Raw genomic sequence first — 18563 nt, forward strand, 5'->3', positions numbered from 1 at the left:
ACGACATTCATCCGCAGCCTACAAAGGCTTACATTCGCAATCCGATCCGATCGGCGACGACTTTCATCTCGGCCGGCGGAGCGGCCTTGTACTCGCGTCCGTCCGGCATGACGAGACGCCAGGCGTGCAGCAGTTGGTAGTTGACGTCGCCGTAGCGCCGGCCGCCGTATTTGATGTCACCGAGCAGCGGATGGCCGATGCTTTGAAAATGGGTGCGGATCTGGTGGGTGCGGCCGCTGATCAGTTCGATCTCGACTAGCGAGTAAGAGGCTCCCGGTTGCAGGACGCGGTAACGGGTCAGCGCGGATTTCGCGCGTTCGGCGCCGCCGTGGCGCTCGGCATCCGCCCCGCTGCGCACCACGTGCGTTCGGTTCGACTTCTCGTCGCGAATCAATTCGCCCGACAACGCGCCCTCGCCGGTCAGATGGCCTTCGACGATCGTCACGTAATATTTGCTCAGCTCGTGTTTCTGAATCCATTGGTTCAGCTGGTGCAGCATGCCCGCCGTCTTCCCGACAAGCACAAGTCCGCTCGTGTTCCGGTCCAGCCGATTGGCCGTCGCCGGCATGAACATCGGACTGTCCAGCTCGCCTTTGCGGTATAAATACGCATGCACGCGGTTGATCAGCGTATCCTTCTGATCCGCTTGGTCCGGATGCGTCAGCATGCCGGTCGGCTTGTTCACGACGAGCAATTCCGCGTCCTCGTATACGACGTCGATATTCGCGTTCACGCCGACGTACTTCGTCTTTTTCTGGCCGACGGCGGCGATCTTGTATGCCTCTTCCTCGACGTAAATCGTCAGCTCGTCTCCCGCAGCGAGCTCGTAGTTTTGATTTTTGCGCTTGCCGTTCACTTTCACCTTGCCGTTGTCGATCATCTTGTATATTTGTCCCAGCGGGATGTTCGGCATCAGGTTACGAAGGAACCGGTGCAGCCTCTTGCCGCTCTCGGACGGCGTTACTTTGCGGTTAATCATCGCTTGCTCTCCTCTTGCCGTAATAGACGCGCAACTGAATATCTTGATTATAATTGCCGAACCCCGCCCCGTACAATGTAAGCCCTCCGACGTGCGCCGCGTCCTCCTCGACGGCGAACCGCAGCGTCCAGAACCTCTCTTCCAGCCTCAGATCGTCCAACGTCGTATTCGAGATGCGCTGTCCGTCCATATAGGTGCCGGAACCGTTCACCCGAAGCACTTTCCATAAGCCGTACTGATTGAGCCGGTCCCCCCACCAATCCGGCGTGTACCGCCCTCTCGATTTCGTGCCGAAATCCCCGGGACTCGTCCATTCACCCAGTCGCGTTCCGTTCAAGTAAAATCGAATGTCCGATGGCCATTGCTCGTTAATTTCCGGCGCCTCGGAAGCGATCTCGAACGAAATCTCGAGCTCGGTCGGACGTTGGCTCGTTAACAAATAATTAGGCACCGTATATTCGACGTATCCTCGGCCGAACCATAAGATCGATGCGTTGACGCGCTCCGGGTTCAGAAAATATCTCGGGTCGTCGTATTGGCCGATCAGCTTCTCGCGAGTAGCCAGTCCGCACGTCGGATAAACCTCGAACGCGGTATAATGGCCGACTTGGATACGCTGCTCTTGGTAAGCCCGCTCCTCGGCAGAGGATTGCGGCAGCGCGATTTCGATTCCGCTTTCGGCGAGCGCGCACATTTTGTGCGTGCCGCCCGCTTTGCGCACCATCTTCGTCTGCACGAGTCCGGCGGTCTCCAGTTTGCGTACGTGCATCGTCACGATCGCGCTGCTTAGCGACATCCGCTCCGCGATTTCTTTCACGTTCAGCGGCGCACCGGCTAACAACTCGATAATGCGCAGCCTGACGTCGCTGGCGAGCGCTTCGTACAGCGGCAGCCATCGCCGGTCCGTATTCGCTTTAATCATGCGCTGATTCTCCTTCGATCGTTGGCTCGCTTTTAGATTAATATAATTATAAATCCAAGAGAAAGCAACTTTTGCGTAAACTACTCATTGAAATCGGGCAACTTTTCGGGTTTAATAAGGATGGATGTATCGATTTGTTATTTAGTTAATAAATATATTAATCCTAAAGGAGAATCCCGACGAATGAAACACGCCGCATCCATGATCGTAGACAAAGACTTCATCATTAGCACGATCGACAATCGGTTATACGGCTCCTTCATCGAGCATCTCGGCCGCGCGGTGTACGGCGGCATCTATGAGCCCGGGCACCCGCAAGCAGACGAGAACGGCTTCCGGCAAGACGTGACGAAGCTGATCCAACAGTTGAAAGTACCGATCATCCGCTATCCCGGCGGCAACTTCGTCTCCGGATACGACTGGAAAGACGGGGTCGGACCGAAGCACCTTCGCCCGCGCAGACTCGAGCTTGCCTGGCGCACGATCGAGCCGAACCAATTCGGAATGAACGAATTCGTCGATTGGAGCCGCCAAGCGGGCACCGACGTCATGTGGGCGATCAACCTCGGCACGCAAGGCGTCGAAGACGCCCGTCAGGTCGTCGAATACGCCAACCACCCGGCGGGCTCCTACTGGAGCGACCTCCGCACCAGCCACGGCTATCGGCAGCCTCACGCCATTAAGACGTGGTGCCTCGGCAACGAGATGGACGGCCCGTGGCAGATCGGCCAGAAAACGGCGGTCGAATACGGACGCATCGCCTATGAATCCGCCAAAGTCATGAAGCTCGTCGATCCGACGATCGAACTCGTCGCGTGCGGCAGCTCCAGCCGCGAGATGCCGACTTATCCGGAGTGGGAGGCGACCGTTCTCGATCACACCTATGACCAAGTCGAATTCCTTTCCCTGCACAGCTACTACGGCAACCCCGAGAACGATACGGCTACGTTCCTCGGCCGGTCGCTTCACATGGAAGATTTCATCAAGAGCGTTACCGCGACCTGCGACTACATCAAGGCGAAGAAGCGCAGCAAGAAAACGATGATGCTCAGCTTCGACGAATGGAACGTCTGGTTCCATTCCAACGACGCCGACAAAAAGCTGGAGCCTTGGCAAATCGCGCCTCCGCAGTTAGAAGACATGTATACGATGGAGGACGCGCTCGTCGTCGGCTGCTTGCTCATCGCGCTGCTCAAACACTCCGACCGCGTCAGAATGGCTTGCCTCGCCCAGCTCGTTAACGTCATCGCTCCGATCATGACCGAGAACGGCGGCCAAGCTTGGGCGCAGACGATTTTCTATCCGTACATGCACGCTTCCGTGCACGGCCGCGGCAAAGCGCTCGTTCCGCTCGTGCAGTCGCCGAAGTACGATGCGAAAGGGATTACGGACGTTCCTTACTTGGAATCGATCGCCGTCTTCAACGAAGAGGCGAACGAAGTGACCGTATTCGCCGTCAACCGCGACCTTGCGAATCCGCTCCCGCTCGAGGTCGATCTGCGCAGCTTCGGCCAATGCCGCGTCATCGAGCATATCGTGCTGGAGAATCAAGATCTGAAGGCCGTGAACGATGCCGCGAATCCGAATCGCGTCGTCCCTCATAACGGCGGCAACGCCGCGGCTGACGGTGCTAAAGTGTCCGCGACGTTAAGCAAAGCTTCCTGGAACGTCATTCGTCTCGGCTTGAACTAATCGAATCCCTCGCCCTTCCACGAATAGCCGGACAGGGCGAGGGTTCTTTGTAATTTCCTATAGTTATTCTTAGAACATCTACCAATCCCCGTTAATCTATGCTATACTGTAAGCGCTACCAAGCAAACATCTTTCTAAGGGGGATTGGAACGATGACCGTAGCACTGCAGCATAAGAACGTATACGAGGACTTCGATCCGCAATCGGACACGTTGTATTTCAAAGTCGGGACTCATGGGCTGATCAGCTTCCACGGACGGAACTATAATATTAAAAAGAGAATGTCCGCCGAGGAAAGAAAACAGTTGATCTCCGACACCTCTACGTTTTTCAAAGTATCGTCCGACTGCTATGTGAACCTCCGCAACATCTCTTCGATGGGCGATTCTTACATCTTCTTCGGAGATTCCTCCAAGAGGGTATCCTGTTCCGGGCGGAAAATCCATATGATCAGAGAGAAGCTGGCGTAACGGAATATACGGCTGGCACGCGAAAACCCTCCATAAGCATGGAGGGTTTTCGTTATTCAGACCAACATATCCATAATAAGTCCGGCCGTTTCCTCGATCGCCTTCTCCGAGACGTCGATGACCGGGCATCGCAACCGGTTCATCATCTCGTCCGAGAAAGCGAGCTCCTTCACGATTCGTTCCATGGAGGCGTAATGCGCGCGGCCGGGGAGACCCAACGCTTTCAGCCGCTCCGTCCGGATTTTGAGCAGGCGCTCCGGATTCATCGTCAATCCGACGATAAGCCCGTTCGACTTCATGAATAGCTCCTCCGGCGGCTTCACTTCGATCGTTAGCGGATAGTTCGCCGTCTTGATGCCTTTATGCGCGAGGAAGATGCTTAGCGGCGTCTTCGAGGTGCGCGAAACGCCGACGAGCACGACTTGCGCCTGCAGCAGCCCTCGGGCGTCCTTCCCGTCGTCGTACTTCACCGCGAATTCGATCGCTTCGATTTTGCGATAATAGTTGTCGTCCATCTCGTGCAGCAATCCCGGCTTATACTTCGGGGAATCGTTGAACGTATCGATGAACGCTTGCATCATCGGCCCCATGACGTCTACGGCGCGCACGCCGTGGCGGATCGTCTCCTCGCGCATCGTGTCGCGCAGCTCCGGCTGCACGAGCGTATAGGCGATGAAGCCTCCGGTTATGGCCGCTTCCGCGATGATCGCCTTGATCTCGTCCTCGTGCTTGATGTTGCCGTACCGCTTGATTTTCACCTGTTCCGTCGCGAACTGGCGCGTCGTCGCCCGAGCTACGGCTTCAGCCGTCTCGCCGATCGCGTCGGAGCATACGATAATGATTTTCTGGCGTTCCTCCGGCATGATCCGTCCCCCTACTCGGCCATATAGCCTGACGTCAACTCCACCAGTATATTCGTCATATTGGTTTTCGTAATCCGTCCGACGACCTCGTAACGGTTACGGTCACCGTTAACCGTCTCGACGACGGGCATGCCGCCGACTTGATGGTCGAGCATCTTCTTGGCGGCATCGAGCGCCGACTCGTCGGGCGACACCGTGACGATCCGGGTCGATCGCGTCATGACCATGCTGATCGGAATCGTCGCCGCGCTCGGATTGCCTAGGGTAACTTTCAACAAATCCTTAAGCGACACCATTCCGGATAGCACTCCCGACTCGTCCGTTACGGTTAGAAATCCGGTGTTCTCCATGAATAAGGCGATAACCGCGTCGTTCACCGTCGCGTTCTCTTGAATGACGACCGGCCGGTTCATGACGTCTTTAACCTTCAACTGTCTAAGCCGTTCGTTCAGCTGCCCGTCGGACGTCATCACCTTGCCTAGGAAATAACCGACTTTCGGCTTCGCGTCGATGTAGCCCAGCATCACGAGGACGGATAAATCCGATCTTATCGTCGGACGGCTAATGCCGAGCGATTCCGCGATTTGTTCGCCGGTAATGGGCGCATGCTTCTTTACTAGCTCAACGATCGTCAGCTGTCTTGAAGTGAGTTCGATACTCGTAGCCTCCTTCGGGAGAGAGCCGCTGTCGCAAAGCGTAAAGCTAGCAGCCTCAAGGCTTCGGCACTTTCTCCCAATCTTTAAGGAATCTTTCGATTCCGATGTCCGTAAGCGGATGTTTCCATAACGCAGGCAGCAAGGAGCCTGGAATCGTCGCGATGTGCGAGCCGGCGAGCGCGGCTTGTTCGAAGTGTCCGACGTTGCGGATGCTCGCCGCGATAATCTCGGATTTCAGTCCGTATTGATCGAGCACTTGGCGAAGCTCTCTGACCAGCTTCATGCCGTCGACGGAGATATCGTCCAACCGGCCGACGAACGGGCTAATATAGGTCGCCCCTGCTTTAGCCGCCATAAGTCCTTGAGCGACGCTGAAAATGAGCGTAACGTTCGTTTTGATGCCTTCTAAGTACAGTTGGTGCGTGGCTTCCAAACCCGCCTCGGTCATCGGCAGTTTAATGACGACGTTCGGCGCCCATGTCGCGATTTCGCGGGCTTCCTTCAGCATGCCCTCGACGTCGAGACTGATGACTTCCGCGCTCACGGGACCGCTTACGACCGAGCAAATTTCTTGGATCACGTCTTTGAAAACGCGTCCTTCCTTCGCGATCAGCGTCGGGTTCGTCGTAACGCCGTCCACCAAGCCCAGTTTCACGATTCTTTTAATCTCTTCCACATTACCAGTATCCAAGTAAAATTTCATCTTTTTTAAACCTCCCGGAAAGTTCATTCGATTTTTTGCATAAGTAATGTATACCACAATCCTATTTATGACACAATAAATAATTAATTATGAGTGTAATAAACGAGACTTATGGATAAAATGTCACATTATATCGAAAGATGGCCTATCTCCGAAATTGCCGCGCAGTAACGTTGTGTGGTAACGCTAATCCGACTCCGTCCCCTGGGTGCGCCGCAGTAACGTTGTGTGGTAACGCTAATTCGACTCTCTCCCGGAGATGCGCCGCAGTAACGTTGTGTGGTAACGCTAATCCGACTCAATCACCCGGGTGCGCCGCAGTAACGTTGTGTGGTAACGCTAATCCGGCTCCGTTCCCCGGGGTGCGCGGCAGTAACGTTGTGTGGTAACGCTAATCCGACTCAATTCACCCGGGTGCGCCGCAGATAACGTTGTGTGGTAACCGCTAATCCGACTCCGTCCCTGGGTGCGCCGCAGTAACGTTGTGTGGTAACGCTAATCCGACTCAATCCCCTGGGTGCGCCGCAGTAACGTTGTGTGGTAACGCTAATCCGACTCAATCACCCTGGGTGCGCCGCAGTAACGTTGTGTGGTAACGCTAATCCGACTCCGTCCCCTGGGTGCGCCGCAGTAACGTTGTGTGGTAACGCTAATCCGACTCAATCACCCGGGTGCGCCGCAGTAACGTTGTGTGGTAACGCTAATCCAACTCCGTCCCCTGGTGCGCCGCAGTAACGTTGTGTGGTAACGCTAAAACCCAAAAAGCCGTTCCCGCACGCCGTAATAGCGGCACGGGAAAACGGCTTTAGATTAATGAACCGGCTTCGCCCGTTCTTTGCCTTTGTCCGCTTCGCCGGCGTTCTTCGTCGCGGCTTCGCGGTCTTGCTGCATCTCTTCGACCGTCTTCACCTGGAGCCGGGCCGCGCCGCGATAGCCTTTCTCTCGTCGGAACGCGCTTGCCGGACGCCAACCTCGCCTTCGCTTCGGCGATCGCGGGCGCCGTATTGCGGCAGCCAGCGCTCGCCCGCGACGAGCATCTCGTCCACCATTCTGCCAAATTTCGTTCGGGTTGCACACCGCCGCCACGAGCGGATCCATCATGAACCGCTTGGCGAAGCAACTTGTCGTCGCCGTGCACCGCCGCTTCCACGGCAAGACGTTGTACGCTTAATGCTCACGTTGCATACGGCAGCCGGTCCCAACGGCCAATTCGCCCGTAATAGCGGCACGGGAAACGGCTTTTAGATTAATGAACCGGCTTCGCCCGTTCTTTGCCTTTGTCCGCTTCGCCGGCGTTCTTCGTCGCGGCTTCGCGGTCTTGCTGCATCTCTTCGACCGTCTTCACCTGGAGCCGGGCCGCGCCGCGATAGCCTTCTCTCGTCGGAACGCGCTTGCCGGACGCCAACCTCGCCTTCGCTTCGGCGATCGCGGCGCCGTATTGCGGCAGCCAGCGCTCGCCCGCGACGAGCATCTCGTCCACCATCTGCCAAATTTCGTTCGGGTTGCACACCGCGCCGACGAGCGGATCCATCATGAACGCTTGGCGAAGCAACTTGTCGTCGCCGTGCACCGCCGCTTCCACGGCAAGACGTTGTACGCTAATGCTCACGTTGCATACGGCAGCCGGTCCAAGCGGCAATTCGCCCACCCGCGGCATCGAGATGCCGTTACGGTCGACGTAGCCCGGCGCTTCGATAATCGCATCGTCCGGCAGATTAGCGATCGTACCCTGATTCACGACATTGAAGTGCCCCCGGTATACGCGCCCGGTTTCCAACCCCTCGATAATGTACGAACCATGTTCCTCGCTCCGGTTTTCCGACGCGTACACCAAAGACGGCTCCTTCATCCAATTCGGGAAGTCGGTCTCGAACCAATTGCGCCCTTCGGTGCACACGCGCAAATACCCGCCCGTCTCGCCGTTAATCCAGACGCCGAGATCGATCCATTGTTCGATTTCGTCCAACCTTTTCCGATACCATGGTACGTACTCGCTCAAATGTCCGTTCGACTCGGTGCTGTAGTAACCGAATCGGCGCAGCATGTCGATGCGAACCTTCTCCGTACGGCTGAAATCCGGATGCTTCTCGAACGCCTCAAGCAGCTTGCCCGTCAAGTCTTCTCCCTTATGGCGAATTTGCACGTACCACGTCTGGTGGTTGATGCCCGCGCATACGATATCGACTTCGTCTTTCTTAAGACCGAACACCTCGGCAATTTGCCAATGCCCGCCCTGGACGCCGTGGCATAACCCGACGGTACGGACGCCGCCGTATTGATTGCACGCCCATGTAAGCATCGCCATCGGGTTGGCATAGTTGAGCAGCAACACGTCCTTAGCCGCGACTTCGCGGATGTCCTTGCAAATATCGAGCATGGCCGCGATTCCGCGCTGTCCATACATGATGCCGCCTGCCGACAACGTATCGCCCACGCACTGGTCTACGCCGTATTGCAGCGGAATGTCGATGTCGGTCGCGAACGCTTCCAATCCGCCCACGCGGATCGTGCATATCACGTAGTTGGCGCCTCTAAGCGCCTGTCGGCGATCGGTCGTCGCTTCGATTTGAATACGCAAACCATTGTCTTCGATATCGCGCTGGCATAACGCCCTGACCATCTCCAGATTGCTCGCGTTAATGTCCGTAAAAGCCACTTCGATCTGATGAAACTCGGGAACGCTCAGCAAATCCCTCAGCAGTCCGCGGGTGAATCCGATGCTCCCCGCTCCGATGAACGCGATTTTGAAAGCCATAGATACCGCCCTCCGTCATAAAGTTACAAAGAGTAGAATATGGCTTCATTGTAACCTCGCGTTCCGTCACGGCGTTATCAATATCATGACTTTCTGCCGACCAGCCTGTCAGAAATCATCACTTTTCTCATAGCTCCACAGTTGCTTGTGATGGGTTTGTCGGAACTCGATCGGGGTATGTCCGGTATGTCTCTTGAACAACGCGTGAAAATATTGCCGGCTCCCGATCCCGACATATTCGGAAACGTCGGCGACGGGGATGTCGGTGTTCTGCAGGAGCATTTTCGCCTTGTCCACGCGCAGCGCGGTCAAATATTCGATTAACGTCGTTCCCGTATTCGTCTTGAAAATGCGTTGTACGTACCCCGGGTGCAGATTAACCGCAGCGGCGACGTCTTTCACCCGAATGTCGCGGTCGTAATTCTGATGCATATACGCCGTACACTGCTTAACGTATACTTCGGCAGGCTGATTCTGAAGCGCGTTCGCTTCCGCGCGCAATCTTCCGATTCGAATCAGCAGCTGCGCGAGCAGCATACGGTCAAGCATTCCGCCGGTGCCGCCCCGGTTATCCAGCTCGACGACCAAGCTTCTTAATGCATAATAGACGTCGTCCGGATCTTGCAGCTTGAAGTAGAAGGCCGGGGAACGCAGCAAAGCCGCCAAAGCCTCCTCATCCTCCGCTAATTCCCGAATGGAAGGGAATGCTCCCGCACGCTCGGCGAATCCGAACTCCGCATTCAGCATCCTGCAGCTTTGATCGACGACCAGACGATGCGGCACGTTGGCGTCCAGCACGATAAATTCGCCTTTCTGCAGCTTTACGGCATGCGGGCTGCTTCGCTCCTGCCGTTCGATTTCTACGACGCAATTCCCTTGGATAACATACATGATTTCCATGGAGTCGTGGCGGTGAAAGCCCATTCGATACCCGTTCCACTGCTTATAATAATAGGCGAATATTCGCGGCGAATAGCTCCCATGAAGCAGAGCGGCATCGAACAAACTCCCTAGTCCCATCATACCCCTCCTTAAATATACCTAACATAACAATGACGCAGTAGCTAAAATACCTTGAATATTCAGATTATTGTGTTACTTTATATAACAATAGTTTCGTGAGGGAGGGATGACAATGGATGCGCTACAGACTTTATCGGCATTGCCAAAAGTGGATTTGCACGTACATCTGGACGGCTCCGTCTCGCCGGAATCGTTAATCGCGCTTGCTCGATATCAGGGGATCCCTCTCCCGACGTACGACCCGCCGCAATTACATCCGTATATGCAAATCGGAGAACAAGGCTGCGGAAGCTTGGTTGAATACTTAGCGAAATTCGATTTCGTGCTGCCGTTCTTGCAGACGGCCGACGCGCTGGCGTACGTCGCGACGGAGACGGTTCGGCAAGCCGCCGAGCACGGCGCGAAATATATCGAGGTTCGGTTCGCCCCTCAGTTACATCGCGAGCGAGGGTTAAGCGCGGACGACGCGATCCGGCACGTCATCCGCGGCTTGAAGCTCGGCGAACGCCAATTCGGCGTCATGGCGAGAGCGATCGCGATCTGCATGCGCCACCACGACGGCGAAGCGAACTTAGAAGTCGTTGAAGCCGCTAGCCGTTATTGCGGTCACGGTCTCGTCGCCGTCGATTTGGCGGGGAACGAAGCCGCTTATCCCGCTTCTCTGTTCCGCGACGTATTCGCCCGCGCCCAAGGCTATGGCATTCCGATCACGATCCATGCCGGAGAAGCAGCAGGTCCGGATAATATCGCGGAAGCCGTCGAACGTCTCGGGGCGGCAAGAATCGGCCACGGCGTACGCGCGCGGGAAGACGACGAGGTGCTTGCTCTACTTCGCGATCGGCGTATTCCGCTGGAATTGTGCCCCACGAGCAACATTCAGACGAGGGCAGTAAGCGGATGGAGCGACTACCCGATACGCGACTATGTCGAACAAGGCTTGCTCTTGACGGTCAACACGGACAATCCGAGCGTATCAGGCACGAATCTAACGAACGAATATCGCGTTCTCGCCGAACGATTCGAGTTTACCCCGCAAGAAATAAAAGGGTTCATTCTAAACGGAGTCGAAGCGGCATTCCTACGGGAGCATGAAAAGGAACAGCTGCGACGGGAGATTTTAGAGTTCGGCGCGCTGTAGTTACGGTTGATCGAACTGCACCTGCCCAATAGGGCGGTCGACGCGCTTTAGTTACGGTTAGTCAAACTGCACGTGCGCAATATAGTGGTCGGCGCGCTGTCATTCGGGTTAGTCCGACCGCGCATCGAAAAGGGACGACGAAAGAGGACTCCCCCTTCTGTCGTCCCTTCCTATTACCGCGTAACTTCTTTGCCGCCGGCGATCAGCCGCAGCAGTTCTTCGCGCTTAGGCAAGCCTTCCCAATCGCCTTTGAACTGCGTGGCGATCGCGCCCATATGGTTCGCTCTCTCCAAAGAGCGCGCGAGGTTGTCGCCTTCATCCAGCGGCCCGAATTCGACCAGACCGGACAGCAAACCCGCGGCGAACGCGTCTCCGGCGCCTACCGTATCCACTACGCGCTTCACGGTATACGGCTTCGCGCGGACAGCCTTATCGCTCGCGAACCCGATCGAACCCTTCTCGCCGAGCTTCAGCACGACAACCTTCGGTCCCATCGCCAGAAAATGCGCGCCGTATTCCTCCTCGGACATCACGCCGGCCAGAAACTCGGCCTCCTCGTCGCCCGGCAAGAACACGTCGCATAGCGGAACAAGCGATAGCAGCGTGCGGCGCGCATCTTCCTCGCTCCACAGCTTGCGGCGCAAATTCGGGTCGAAGCTTACCGTCAGTCCGAGCTCGCGAGCGCGTTTCATCGCCGCGCGGATCGCGTCGGCCGAATGTTCGCCTAGCGCGGGCGTTATGCCCGTTACATGCAGATGACTCGCGCCTTCGAACCACGCGTCCGATACGTGTTCCGGCGCCACATGGCTCATCGCCGAGCCTCGGCGGTAATAGTATACGTTAGGATCGCCGTAGCCTTTGAACTCCTTGAAGTACAGCGCGGTTGGATATCGAACGTCCCGAACGACGTGAGAGACGTCGATTCCTTCGCCCGCCAACGTCGATTGGATCACGTCGCCGAACGGATCGGCGCCAAGCCGGCTAATCCAGCGGACCTTATAGCCGAGCCGCGAAAGCCCGATCGAGACGTTCGATTCCGCGCCCGCGATCGTTCGCGTGAAAAGCGGCGCATAGGCGAGCGCCCCTTCGCTCATCGGCTGCATCGACAGCATGCTTTCCCCGATCGTGACGACATCGACGGCTTTCGTCATACCGACTTCGCTCCCTGCACTTCGTTCACAAAGTGTCTAGCGAGCTCGGTCAGCTCCGCGAACTTGCCGAGCTTCACGAGCTGCTTGTCTACCAGATTGCCGCCAAGGCCGACGGCGATAGCCCCCGCGTCCAGCACGGAGCGGATGTTCTGCAGGTTGACGCCTCCGGTCGCGATCATCGGAATGTGGCCGAGAGGCGCACGGACTTCCTTCAAGTAGTTGACGCCGAGCGAGCCCATCGGGAACACTTTGACCGCAGTCGCTCCGGCTTTGTATGCGCGAACCATCTCGGTCGGCGTCATCGTGCCGGGCCACACCTCGACACCGTTCGCAATGCCGTAAGCGATGACTTCCTCGTCCAGGTTAGGAGAGATGATATATTCCGCACCCGCTGCGACCGCTTCTTTGGCTTGCTCCAAATCAAGCACGGTGCCCGCGCCGATGCGCATGCGATGGCCGTGCTGCTCGCGGAAACGCGAGATCATGCCGAGCGCGCCGTCCGTATTCAAAGTCACTTCGAGGAACACGACCCCCCCGTCGGCCAGCGCTTGCGCCGTCGCATCCCCCGACTTTTCGGAGATGCCTCGGATAATGGCTACGATTTGCTCCCGTTGCAACGATTTCATCAATTCGGATGACATGGCAAGCTCCTTCTGCAGACAAGGACGAATCCCGATCGATTCGCCCTCCGCCTTGTATTATGCCATATAGTGTAACACCGCGAGTCCCGTTGTGCTACTAGATTCACCTATAAAAATGTTTGATTGCGTTCATTAAAGTTTCTTTGAGTTCGTTTTGCCAAGGAACCTCCAGAAATTGCCTCCGAACAAGTCGGCGCAATCCCGGCGAACGTCGTCCTCCGTCACCGTCCAGCCGGTCTCCAGCACTCGATTGTATTTCCGGATCAGCGTGTCCGCGATAATCCGTTTCGAGTATTCCCACTTATAGAGAAGCTGTCCGAAAATCCGGCAATCGGAATGCTGCGGAATAACCGCGAGTCCGAGAAGCTCGATGCGAAGCTCCGTCAGCTCGCGCACCATCGACTCGATGTGCAGGAACCACCAGCAGCCGAACACCATCAAGTTGCGGAATTTGCGCGCGAGCACGGCGAGCTCGTGCTGATTCTCCCGCGCCAGCATCGTGATAAGGAACTTCTGGTTCGGGTACGCGCGGCATAGCGCCTCCACCGATCCGACGTCCGATGTCATGCTCATGTCGCCGGCGAGCCGCAGCTCCGGATTGACGCGGCGGCGCACGCCGATCATGAGCGCGAACGGAATGTCCGCTTCTTGGCACACCGGCACCATGGCTTCGTCGATCATCCGCGTGCGATGGTCGGCCGCCGGATAGACGAAGTCGCCCGGCATCGATACGGCCAAGTACAGCGCGCCCATCCGTTCGATCCACTCGCGCAGGAAACGCCGTACTTCGCTGACCGTCTCCGAAGTCCATTCCGCGCCGACGCGATAGCCCTGCGCCGCCAACTGCGGCCAAGCGTTATCCCAGTCGTTCAGGAGCGGATCGACGCGCAGCGCGGCATGGAACCGGGAATCTTCGTATCCGCCCCGTTCCCATGTCGCCCGCTCGACGGGATCGAGAGGATCGTTCGTCATCACGATATCGCGCACGCCCGAAACCCTCATCACCTCGTCGATATGCGTATCCACCTTCATTGTCGCCCAAGCGTCCCGATACGTCTCCAAATCGCGGGACGACGTGTCGAGTCCGAGCTGCTTGAACACGTTCAGCACGCCGGAAGCCGCTTCGCTGACCGGCGAATGGTCGATGAACAACGTCCGCCAGATCAAATCAGCCTGCTCCCGCTTGGACAAGCTCCAGAAACGCTCGTACGGCATATCAAGCCAGCGGAACGTCTCCGATATCAAATAGTGGTAAGTAAGCAGGTCGTCGAGCTCCCACAAACACAGCTCGCCGAATTCCGCCGCGAACAAATGCGTATGCATATCCGTTATCGGCGTCTCCCGTACGATGCGCGCGACCGCTTCGGCCGCATTGTCAAGCGTTAACGTCTTTATCGTTTCCATTCGCTAAACCCCGTTTCCTTCTCTACTATCGCCTTATCTTTAGCTTGCCTCTTGAATTGCTCCGGCGTCAAGCCGGTCATCCTCTTGAACAAGCGGCTGAAATGCGCCAAGTGCTTGAAGCCGAGCCGAAAACAAACTTCCGTCACGGACGTATCGGCATCGAGCAGGAACAGGATGCGCGCTTCGTTGATCCGTTTGCGGTACACGTACTCGAATATCGTAACGCCCGTCACTTCTTTGAATATTTGGGCCAAATACGATTTGCTCAGGTGGAGCTCTCTCTGAAGCCCCTCCATATGCAGATCCTCGGTGAACTTCGTTTCTAGCAGCGCGACGACGTCTTGGACCGTCTTCTCCTTCTCCGACGGAAATTCCCGTTGCTCCCTAAGAGGCTGCAGGCAGCGATCGTAGACAAAATGCAACAGGTCGGCGAACGCAAGCATTCGCCGACTGTCTCCGATTTCATCATGTCTTTCCTGATGCCGATGCATGAGCGCGAAGATGCGCTCGGCTTCGTCCTTGTCTTCTCCGCGCAAGCGAAGCCGGTAGTTCTTGAACTTCTGGAACGGCTCCAGCACGTTAACCGCCCCGGGATGCTGCAGATACGGCTTCAACAGCGAAGGATCGAAGTGAGTGATCGTACGGATATAAGGAACGGCCGGATCGACCTTCGCGCAATGGAGCGTCATCCCGTACATGAGGATGAGATCCCCTGGTGCAAGCGTATAAATCTGATCGCCGATCAAATAGTTGCATTTGCCCTCGTGGAAGTAATAAACCTCGTAGAACGAGTGCGAATGGAATGCCGGATCGACCGGCGAATCCTGACGGTAACTATAGGTGAACATCGCCCTGCAGCTCCCGCACCAACCCGCCGATGTAGTCGGCAAAATGCTTCAACATATCCGGAGAACTCGTGAACTGGCCGCTGAAATCCTCGGCGCCGAGGTATCCGTCGTAGCCTACCGCGACCAGATCCTCGATCACTTGGCGCCAAGGCACCATTCCTTGATCGATCGGCATCCATTCGCCGTCCCACTTGCCGCTGCCGTCGGGCGCATGGCCCGCAGGCTTCCAGCAGGCGTTCTTCACGTGCACGTGCGCGAGGTACGGACCCAGAATCTCGAGAGCCAAGCGATAGTTCTCGAAGCCTTCGAAGACCATGTTGCCCGGGTCGAACAGAACGCCGATATGAGCCGGATCCATCCCCTCGACCAGGCGGCGCGCTCCCGAAGCGCTTGCCGCGATCGTATTATGATGGATCTCGATCAAGCCTTTGACGCCGTACTTCGCGCACAGCAGCGAAGCTTCCCGCAAATACTCGCGACCGAGCGAGAACAGCTCGTCGAACGGTTTGCTGCGGTCATATCCCGGCACGCCGAGGCGAATGAACGGCGCGTCTAGCGCATTAGCCGCTTGCAGCACTTGTTCCGTCGCTTGCAAATCTCCCGCCTTCAGATAAGGCGTAACGCTTAGCGTGCGAAGCCCGTGGCGCTCGGCCGCTTCCTTGAACCGCGCGAGTTCCGCCTCGCCCTTCGAGGGCTGTATCGTGCAGATGTTGTTGCCCCAGAAGGAATAGGGCTGGCTCGCCGCGTCCGCCGGCAGCTCGGTATAACGCCACTCGATTGCCTCCAGTCCGGCAGCTCGGGCCGCAACCGCCAGCTCGTCGGGACCAAGCTCCGGCGTCGCGACCGTAAAGATCGATAACTTCATCATCGCATCTTCCTCCTCGATAGAATTGGTTCTTCGTCGGGCTCGAACTAACTCACCCTCGATAGAATTGGTTCTTCGTCGGGCTCGAACTAACTCACCCTCATTTGTAAACACGTACCGCTTGGAGCTGCGCCTTCAAGCACAGTTCCGCCGCCTTGAAGGCGTGCGCTTGCGTCATCGCCTTCTCCGTGCGGTTCAAGCAATCGAGGATCAGCTCTCCGAAATACGGAAAGCCGACTTTGCCGCCGAGCTCCAGATGGAACTCGCCTTCCCCGTTGACTAAGTACAGGTGGTCGCCGCCGTTATCCCTCGCGATATCGACGTATTTGCGCAGCTCGATATATCCGTTCGTCCCGAGAATCGTTAATCGGCCGTCTCCCCAAGTCGACAATCCGTCAGGCGTCAACCAGTCCACGCGGCAATAGTTCGTCGCCCCGTTGTCGCCGAGCAGCGTCGCGTCGCCGTAATCCTCGAGCTCGGGATATTCGGGATTGTTGTAGTTGCCGACTTTGCTGTGCAGCACCTCGGCGTCGCCGCAGCCCGCGTAGTACAGAAACTGCTCGATTTGGTGGCTGCCGATATCGCACAGGATGCCCCCGTATTGCGCCTTGCGGAAAAACCAATCCGGTCTCGCGGATGCGTTCAGCCGGTGCGGTCCGAGCCCGAGCACCTGGACGACTCGTCCGATCGCGCCGTCTTGGACGAGCTGTCCGGCGAACACCGCGCTTTCCACATGCAGCCTCTCGCTGTAATAGACCATGTACTTGCGCCCCGTGGCTGCGACGACCGTTCTAGCTTCCGCAAGCTGCTCGAGCGATGTGAACGGCGTTTTGTCGGTAAAATAGTCCTTCCCGTGACGCATCGTCTTCACGCCCAACGGACCTCGGTCGCACGGAATAGCCGCCGCCGCGACGAGCCGCACCTCGGGGTCTTGAAAAATCTGATCCTCCGACCGCGCGACTTGAGCTTCCGGGTAAGTCGCTATGAATCTCTCGACTTTCTCCGGATCGGGATCGTACACCCATTTGAGCGACGCGCCTGCTTCTTTCAGTCCGTTGCACATCCCGTAGATATGGCCGTGATCAAGCGCCATGGCCGCGAAGACGAATTCGCCGGGGCCGACCACCGGCCGCGGTTTGCCCTGCGGCGCGTAGTTCATGCCGTTTGCTCTTGACATCCGTTCCGTCCTCCCTTATCGCCGCAAGGCCGCTTTCGACTTATCGATCTGCTCCTGCAGCTTGGCTTCGAACAGATCCTCGTCTATCGGCAGCTCGACCCAACTGTCCTTCCACGTCGATAGCAGCATCGCGTTGGAAATCGTAAGGCCGCGAATGCCTTCTTCGCCCGGGGCGATGAGCGGCGTTCCTTGCAGGATCGACTGCGTCCAGTCTCGCGTGATGTGCACGTGCTCCGCCGCGTTCGGCGACACGGGCACCTCGATCTTCCAGCACTCCGGCTGGGCGAAAGGCTCCGTATTGCGGGCGTTGAACTCGGACTCAAGTTCGCGCAACCGCCAAAACGTCATATTGTCGTTCTCGATAACGATTTTGCCCCGGTCTCCCGTGATTTCGAACCGGTTCGTACCCGGCGTCTCATAGGTGGAAGTAACGAATACGCCCGAGGCGCCGTTCTCGTATTCCACGTAGGCGGTCACGTCGTTCTCGACCTCGATGTCGCGGTGTTTGCCGAATTGGCAGAACGCCCGGATACGCTTCGGCATTAAGCCGGTCGTCCATTGCCACAAGTCCAGTTGATGAGGATCTTGGTTGATCAACACGCCGCCGCCCTCGCCCGCCCAAGTCGCGCGCCAACCGCCTGAATTGTAATAGCTTTGCGAGCGGTACCAGTTCGTAATGATCCAGTTCGTGCGGCGAATTTCCCCGAGCTCTCCGGAAGCGATCAGCTCCTTCAGCTTCTGATAGAGCGGATTCGTTCGCTGGTTATACATCATGCCGTATACTTTGCCGCTCTTCGCCGCTGCCTCGTTCATCGCGCGCACTTGTTTCGTATACACGCCGGCCGGCTTCTCCACAAGAACGTGCAATCCGTGATCGAACGCCGCGATCGCTTGTTTCGGATGCTCGTAGTGCGGCGTGCAGATGATGACGCCGTCCACTTCACCCGAACGAAACATCGCTTCGGGCGAATCGAACAGCTTCACCCGGTCGCCCCATTCCGCCTTCGCTTCACTCAGCCGCTCCGGTCTAACGTCGCACGCCGCCGCCAAAACCCCGCCGATGACTTGACCCTCAATCAAATAACTCGCATGCCCCGTGCCCATGTTGCCTAAGCCGACAATACCGATTCTGACGCTTTGCATCATGCACTCTCCTTCGATTCGGGAACTGTTTGCTTTACGACAACATTGTATCATCATTAATCGTTAGTCAACTTCACTACCAGTATACAAAATCGAAGCGCATTTAACTGTGAGTCAACAAAATAAAAACAGG

At 57.0% G+C, this 18563-nt stretch carries 17 protein-coding genes and 1 pseudogene; 3 read left to right on the plus strand and 15 right to left on the minus strand.

From position 1 onward, the window contains the following. Positions 1 to 28: 28 nt before the first annotated feature. Positions 29 to 979 (minus strand): RluA family pseudouridine synthase, encoded by a 951-nt coding sequence (locus COHPA_RS0105110; protein ID WP_027085126.1) that lies wholly within the window; start codon positions 977 to 979, stop codon positions 29 to 31. Then, positions 972 to 1901 carry an ArsR/SmtB family transcription factor gene (locus COHPA_RS0105115; protein ID WP_027085127.1) on the minus strand — a complete coding sequence of 310 codons (930 nt, stop codon included), beginning with the start codon at positions 1899 to 1901 and terminating at the stop codon, positions 972 to 974. Before COHPA_RS0105115 ends, COHPA_RS0105110 begins: the two co-directional genes overlap by 8 nt. A gap of 183 nt (positions 1902 to 2084) precedes the next feature. Here COHPA_RS0105115 and arfA point away from each other — a divergent pair, with 183 nt between their 5' ends. Together arfA and COHPA_RS0105125 are read left to right on the plus strand one after the other, a co-directional pair. Beyond that, entirely contained in the window at positions 2085 to 3593 is a 1509-nt protein-coding gene (gene arfA / locus COHPA_RS0105120; RefSeq protein WP_027085128.1) for an arabinosylfuranosidase ArfA, read from the plus strand. 152 nt (positions 3594 to 3745) lie between these two features. After that, positions 3746 to 4063, plus strand: coding sequence for a hypothetical protein (locus COHPA_RS0105125; protein ID WP_027085129.1), 318 nt, complete (start codon positions 3746 to 3748; stop codon positions 4061 to 4063). A 56-nt stretch (positions 4064 to 4119) separates the two neighbouring features. Here the strand turns inward: COHPA_RS0105125 and COHPA_RS0105130 are convergent, their stop codons facing one another. From COHPA_RS0105130 to COHPA_RS0105160, 6 genes and pseudogenes are all read right to left on the minus strand, one after another. Beyond that, on the minus strand, positions 4120 to 4926 hold the full coding sequence (locus COHPA_RS0105130; protein ID WP_027085130.1) for a pyruvate, water dikinase regulatory protein: 807 nt from the start codon (positions 4924 to 4926) through the stop codon (positions 4120 to 4122). Positions 4927 to 4937: 11 nt separating this feature from the next. Then, positions 4938 to 5582: a helix-turn-helix transcriptional regulator gene (locus tag COHPA_RS0105135; RefSeq protein WP_342667816.1), complete on the minus strand. Its 645-nt coding sequence runs from the start codon at positions 5580 to 5582 to the stop codon at positions 4938 to 4940. A 55-nt stretch (positions 5583 to 5637) separates the two neighbouring features. After that, entirely contained in the window at positions 5638 to 6285 is a 648-nt protein-coding gene (gene fsa, locus COHPA_RS0105140; RefSeq protein ID WP_027085132.1) for a fructose-6-phosphate aldolase, read from the minus strand. Between the two features lie 810 nt (positions 6286 to 7095). After that, positions 7096 to 7490, minus strand: a pseudogene (locus COHPA_RS25440) (family 4 glycosyl hydrolase); the annotation flags it as partial. A 41-nt stretch (positions 7491 to 7531) separates the two neighbouring features. Continuing rightward, the gene (gene melA, locus COHPA_RS0105155) at positions 7532 to 9040 is read right to left on the minus strand and encodes an alpha-glucosidase/alpha-galactosidase (protein ID WP_027085133.1); all 1509 of its coding nucleotides are present in this window, start codon (positions 9038 to 9040) and stop codon (positions 7532 to 7534) included. Between the two features lie 108 nt (positions 9041 to 9148). Then, complete coding sequence (locus tag COHPA_RS0105160; RefSeq protein ID WP_027085134.1) at positions 9149 to 10060, minus strand: helix-turn-helix transcriptional regulator; 912 nt, start codon at positions 10058 to 10060, stop codon at positions 9149 to 9151. Between the two features lie 115 nt (positions 10061 to 10175). Between COHPA_RS0105160 and add the strand changes: the two genes are divergently transcribed. After that, a complete protein-coding gene (gene add, locus COHPA_RS0105165; protein WP_027085135.1) occupies positions 10176 to 11201 on the plus strand; it encodes an adenosine deaminase in 1026 nt (341 codons plus the stop codon). A gap of 173 nt (positions 11202 to 11374) precedes the next feature. Here add and COHPA_RS0105170 read toward each other — a convergent pair whose 3' ends face one another. From COHPA_RS0105170 to COHPA_RS0105200, 7 genes are all read right to left on the minus strand, one after another. Then, a complete protein-coding gene (locus tag COHPA_RS0105170; protein ID WP_027085136.1) occupies positions 11375 to 12352 on the minus strand; it encodes a sugar kinase in 978 nt (325 codons plus the stop codon). Continuing rightward, entirely contained in the window at positions 12349 to 12993 is a 645-nt protein-coding gene (locus COHPA_RS0105175; RefSeq protein ID WP_027085137.1) for a bifunctional 4-hydroxy-2-oxoglutarate aldolase/2-dehydro-3-deoxy-phosphogluconate aldolase, read from the minus strand. The genes COHPA_RS0105170 and COHPA_RS0105175 overlap by 4 nt, the downstream gene beginning before the upstream one ends. A 132-nt stretch (positions 12994 to 13125) precedes the next feature. Next, positions 13126 to 14397 (minus strand): hypothetical protein, encoded by a 1272-nt coding sequence (locus COHPA_RS0105180; RefSeq protein ID WP_027085138.1) that lies wholly within the window; start codon positions 14395 to 14397, stop codon positions 13126 to 13128. Then, positions 14385 to 15245, minus strand: coding sequence for an AraC family transcriptional regulator (locus tag COHPA_RS0105185; protein WP_027085139.1), 861 nt, complete (start codon positions 15243 to 15245; stop codon positions 14385 to 14387). The genes COHPA_RS0105180 and COHPA_RS0105185 overlap by 13 nt, the downstream gene beginning before the upstream one ends. Further along, the gene (locus tag COHPA_RS0105190; RefSeq protein WP_035120090.1) at positions 15232 to 16110 is read right to left on the minus strand and encodes a sugar phosphate isomerase/epimerase family protein; all 879 of its coding nucleotides are present in this window, start codon (positions 16108 to 16110) and stop codon (positions 15232 to 15234) included. The genes COHPA_RS0105185 and COHPA_RS0105190 overlap by 14 nt, the downstream gene beginning before the upstream one ends. A 100-nt stretch (positions 16111 to 16210) precedes the next feature. Continuing rightward, positions 16211 to 17287: a Gfo/Idh/MocA family protein gene (locus COHPA_RS0105195; protein ID WP_027085141.1), complete on the minus strand. Its 1077-nt coding sequence runs from the start codon at positions 17285 to 17287 to the stop codon at positions 16211 to 16213. 15 nt (positions 17288 to 17302) lie between these two features. Continuing rightward, positions 17303 to 18430 (minus strand): Gfo/Idh/MocA family protein, encoded by a 1128-nt coding sequence (locus COHPA_RS0105200; protein ID WP_027085142.1) that lies wholly within the window; start codon positions 18428 to 18430, stop codon positions 17303 to 17305. Positions 18431 to 18563 lie beyond the last annotated feature (133 nt).

Source organism: Cohnella panacarvi Gsoil 349, from assembly GCF_000515335.1.
In the GTDB taxonomy this organism is placed as follows: Bacteria; Bacillota; Bacilli; order Paenibacillales; family Paenibacillaceae; genus Cohnella; species Cohnella panacarvi.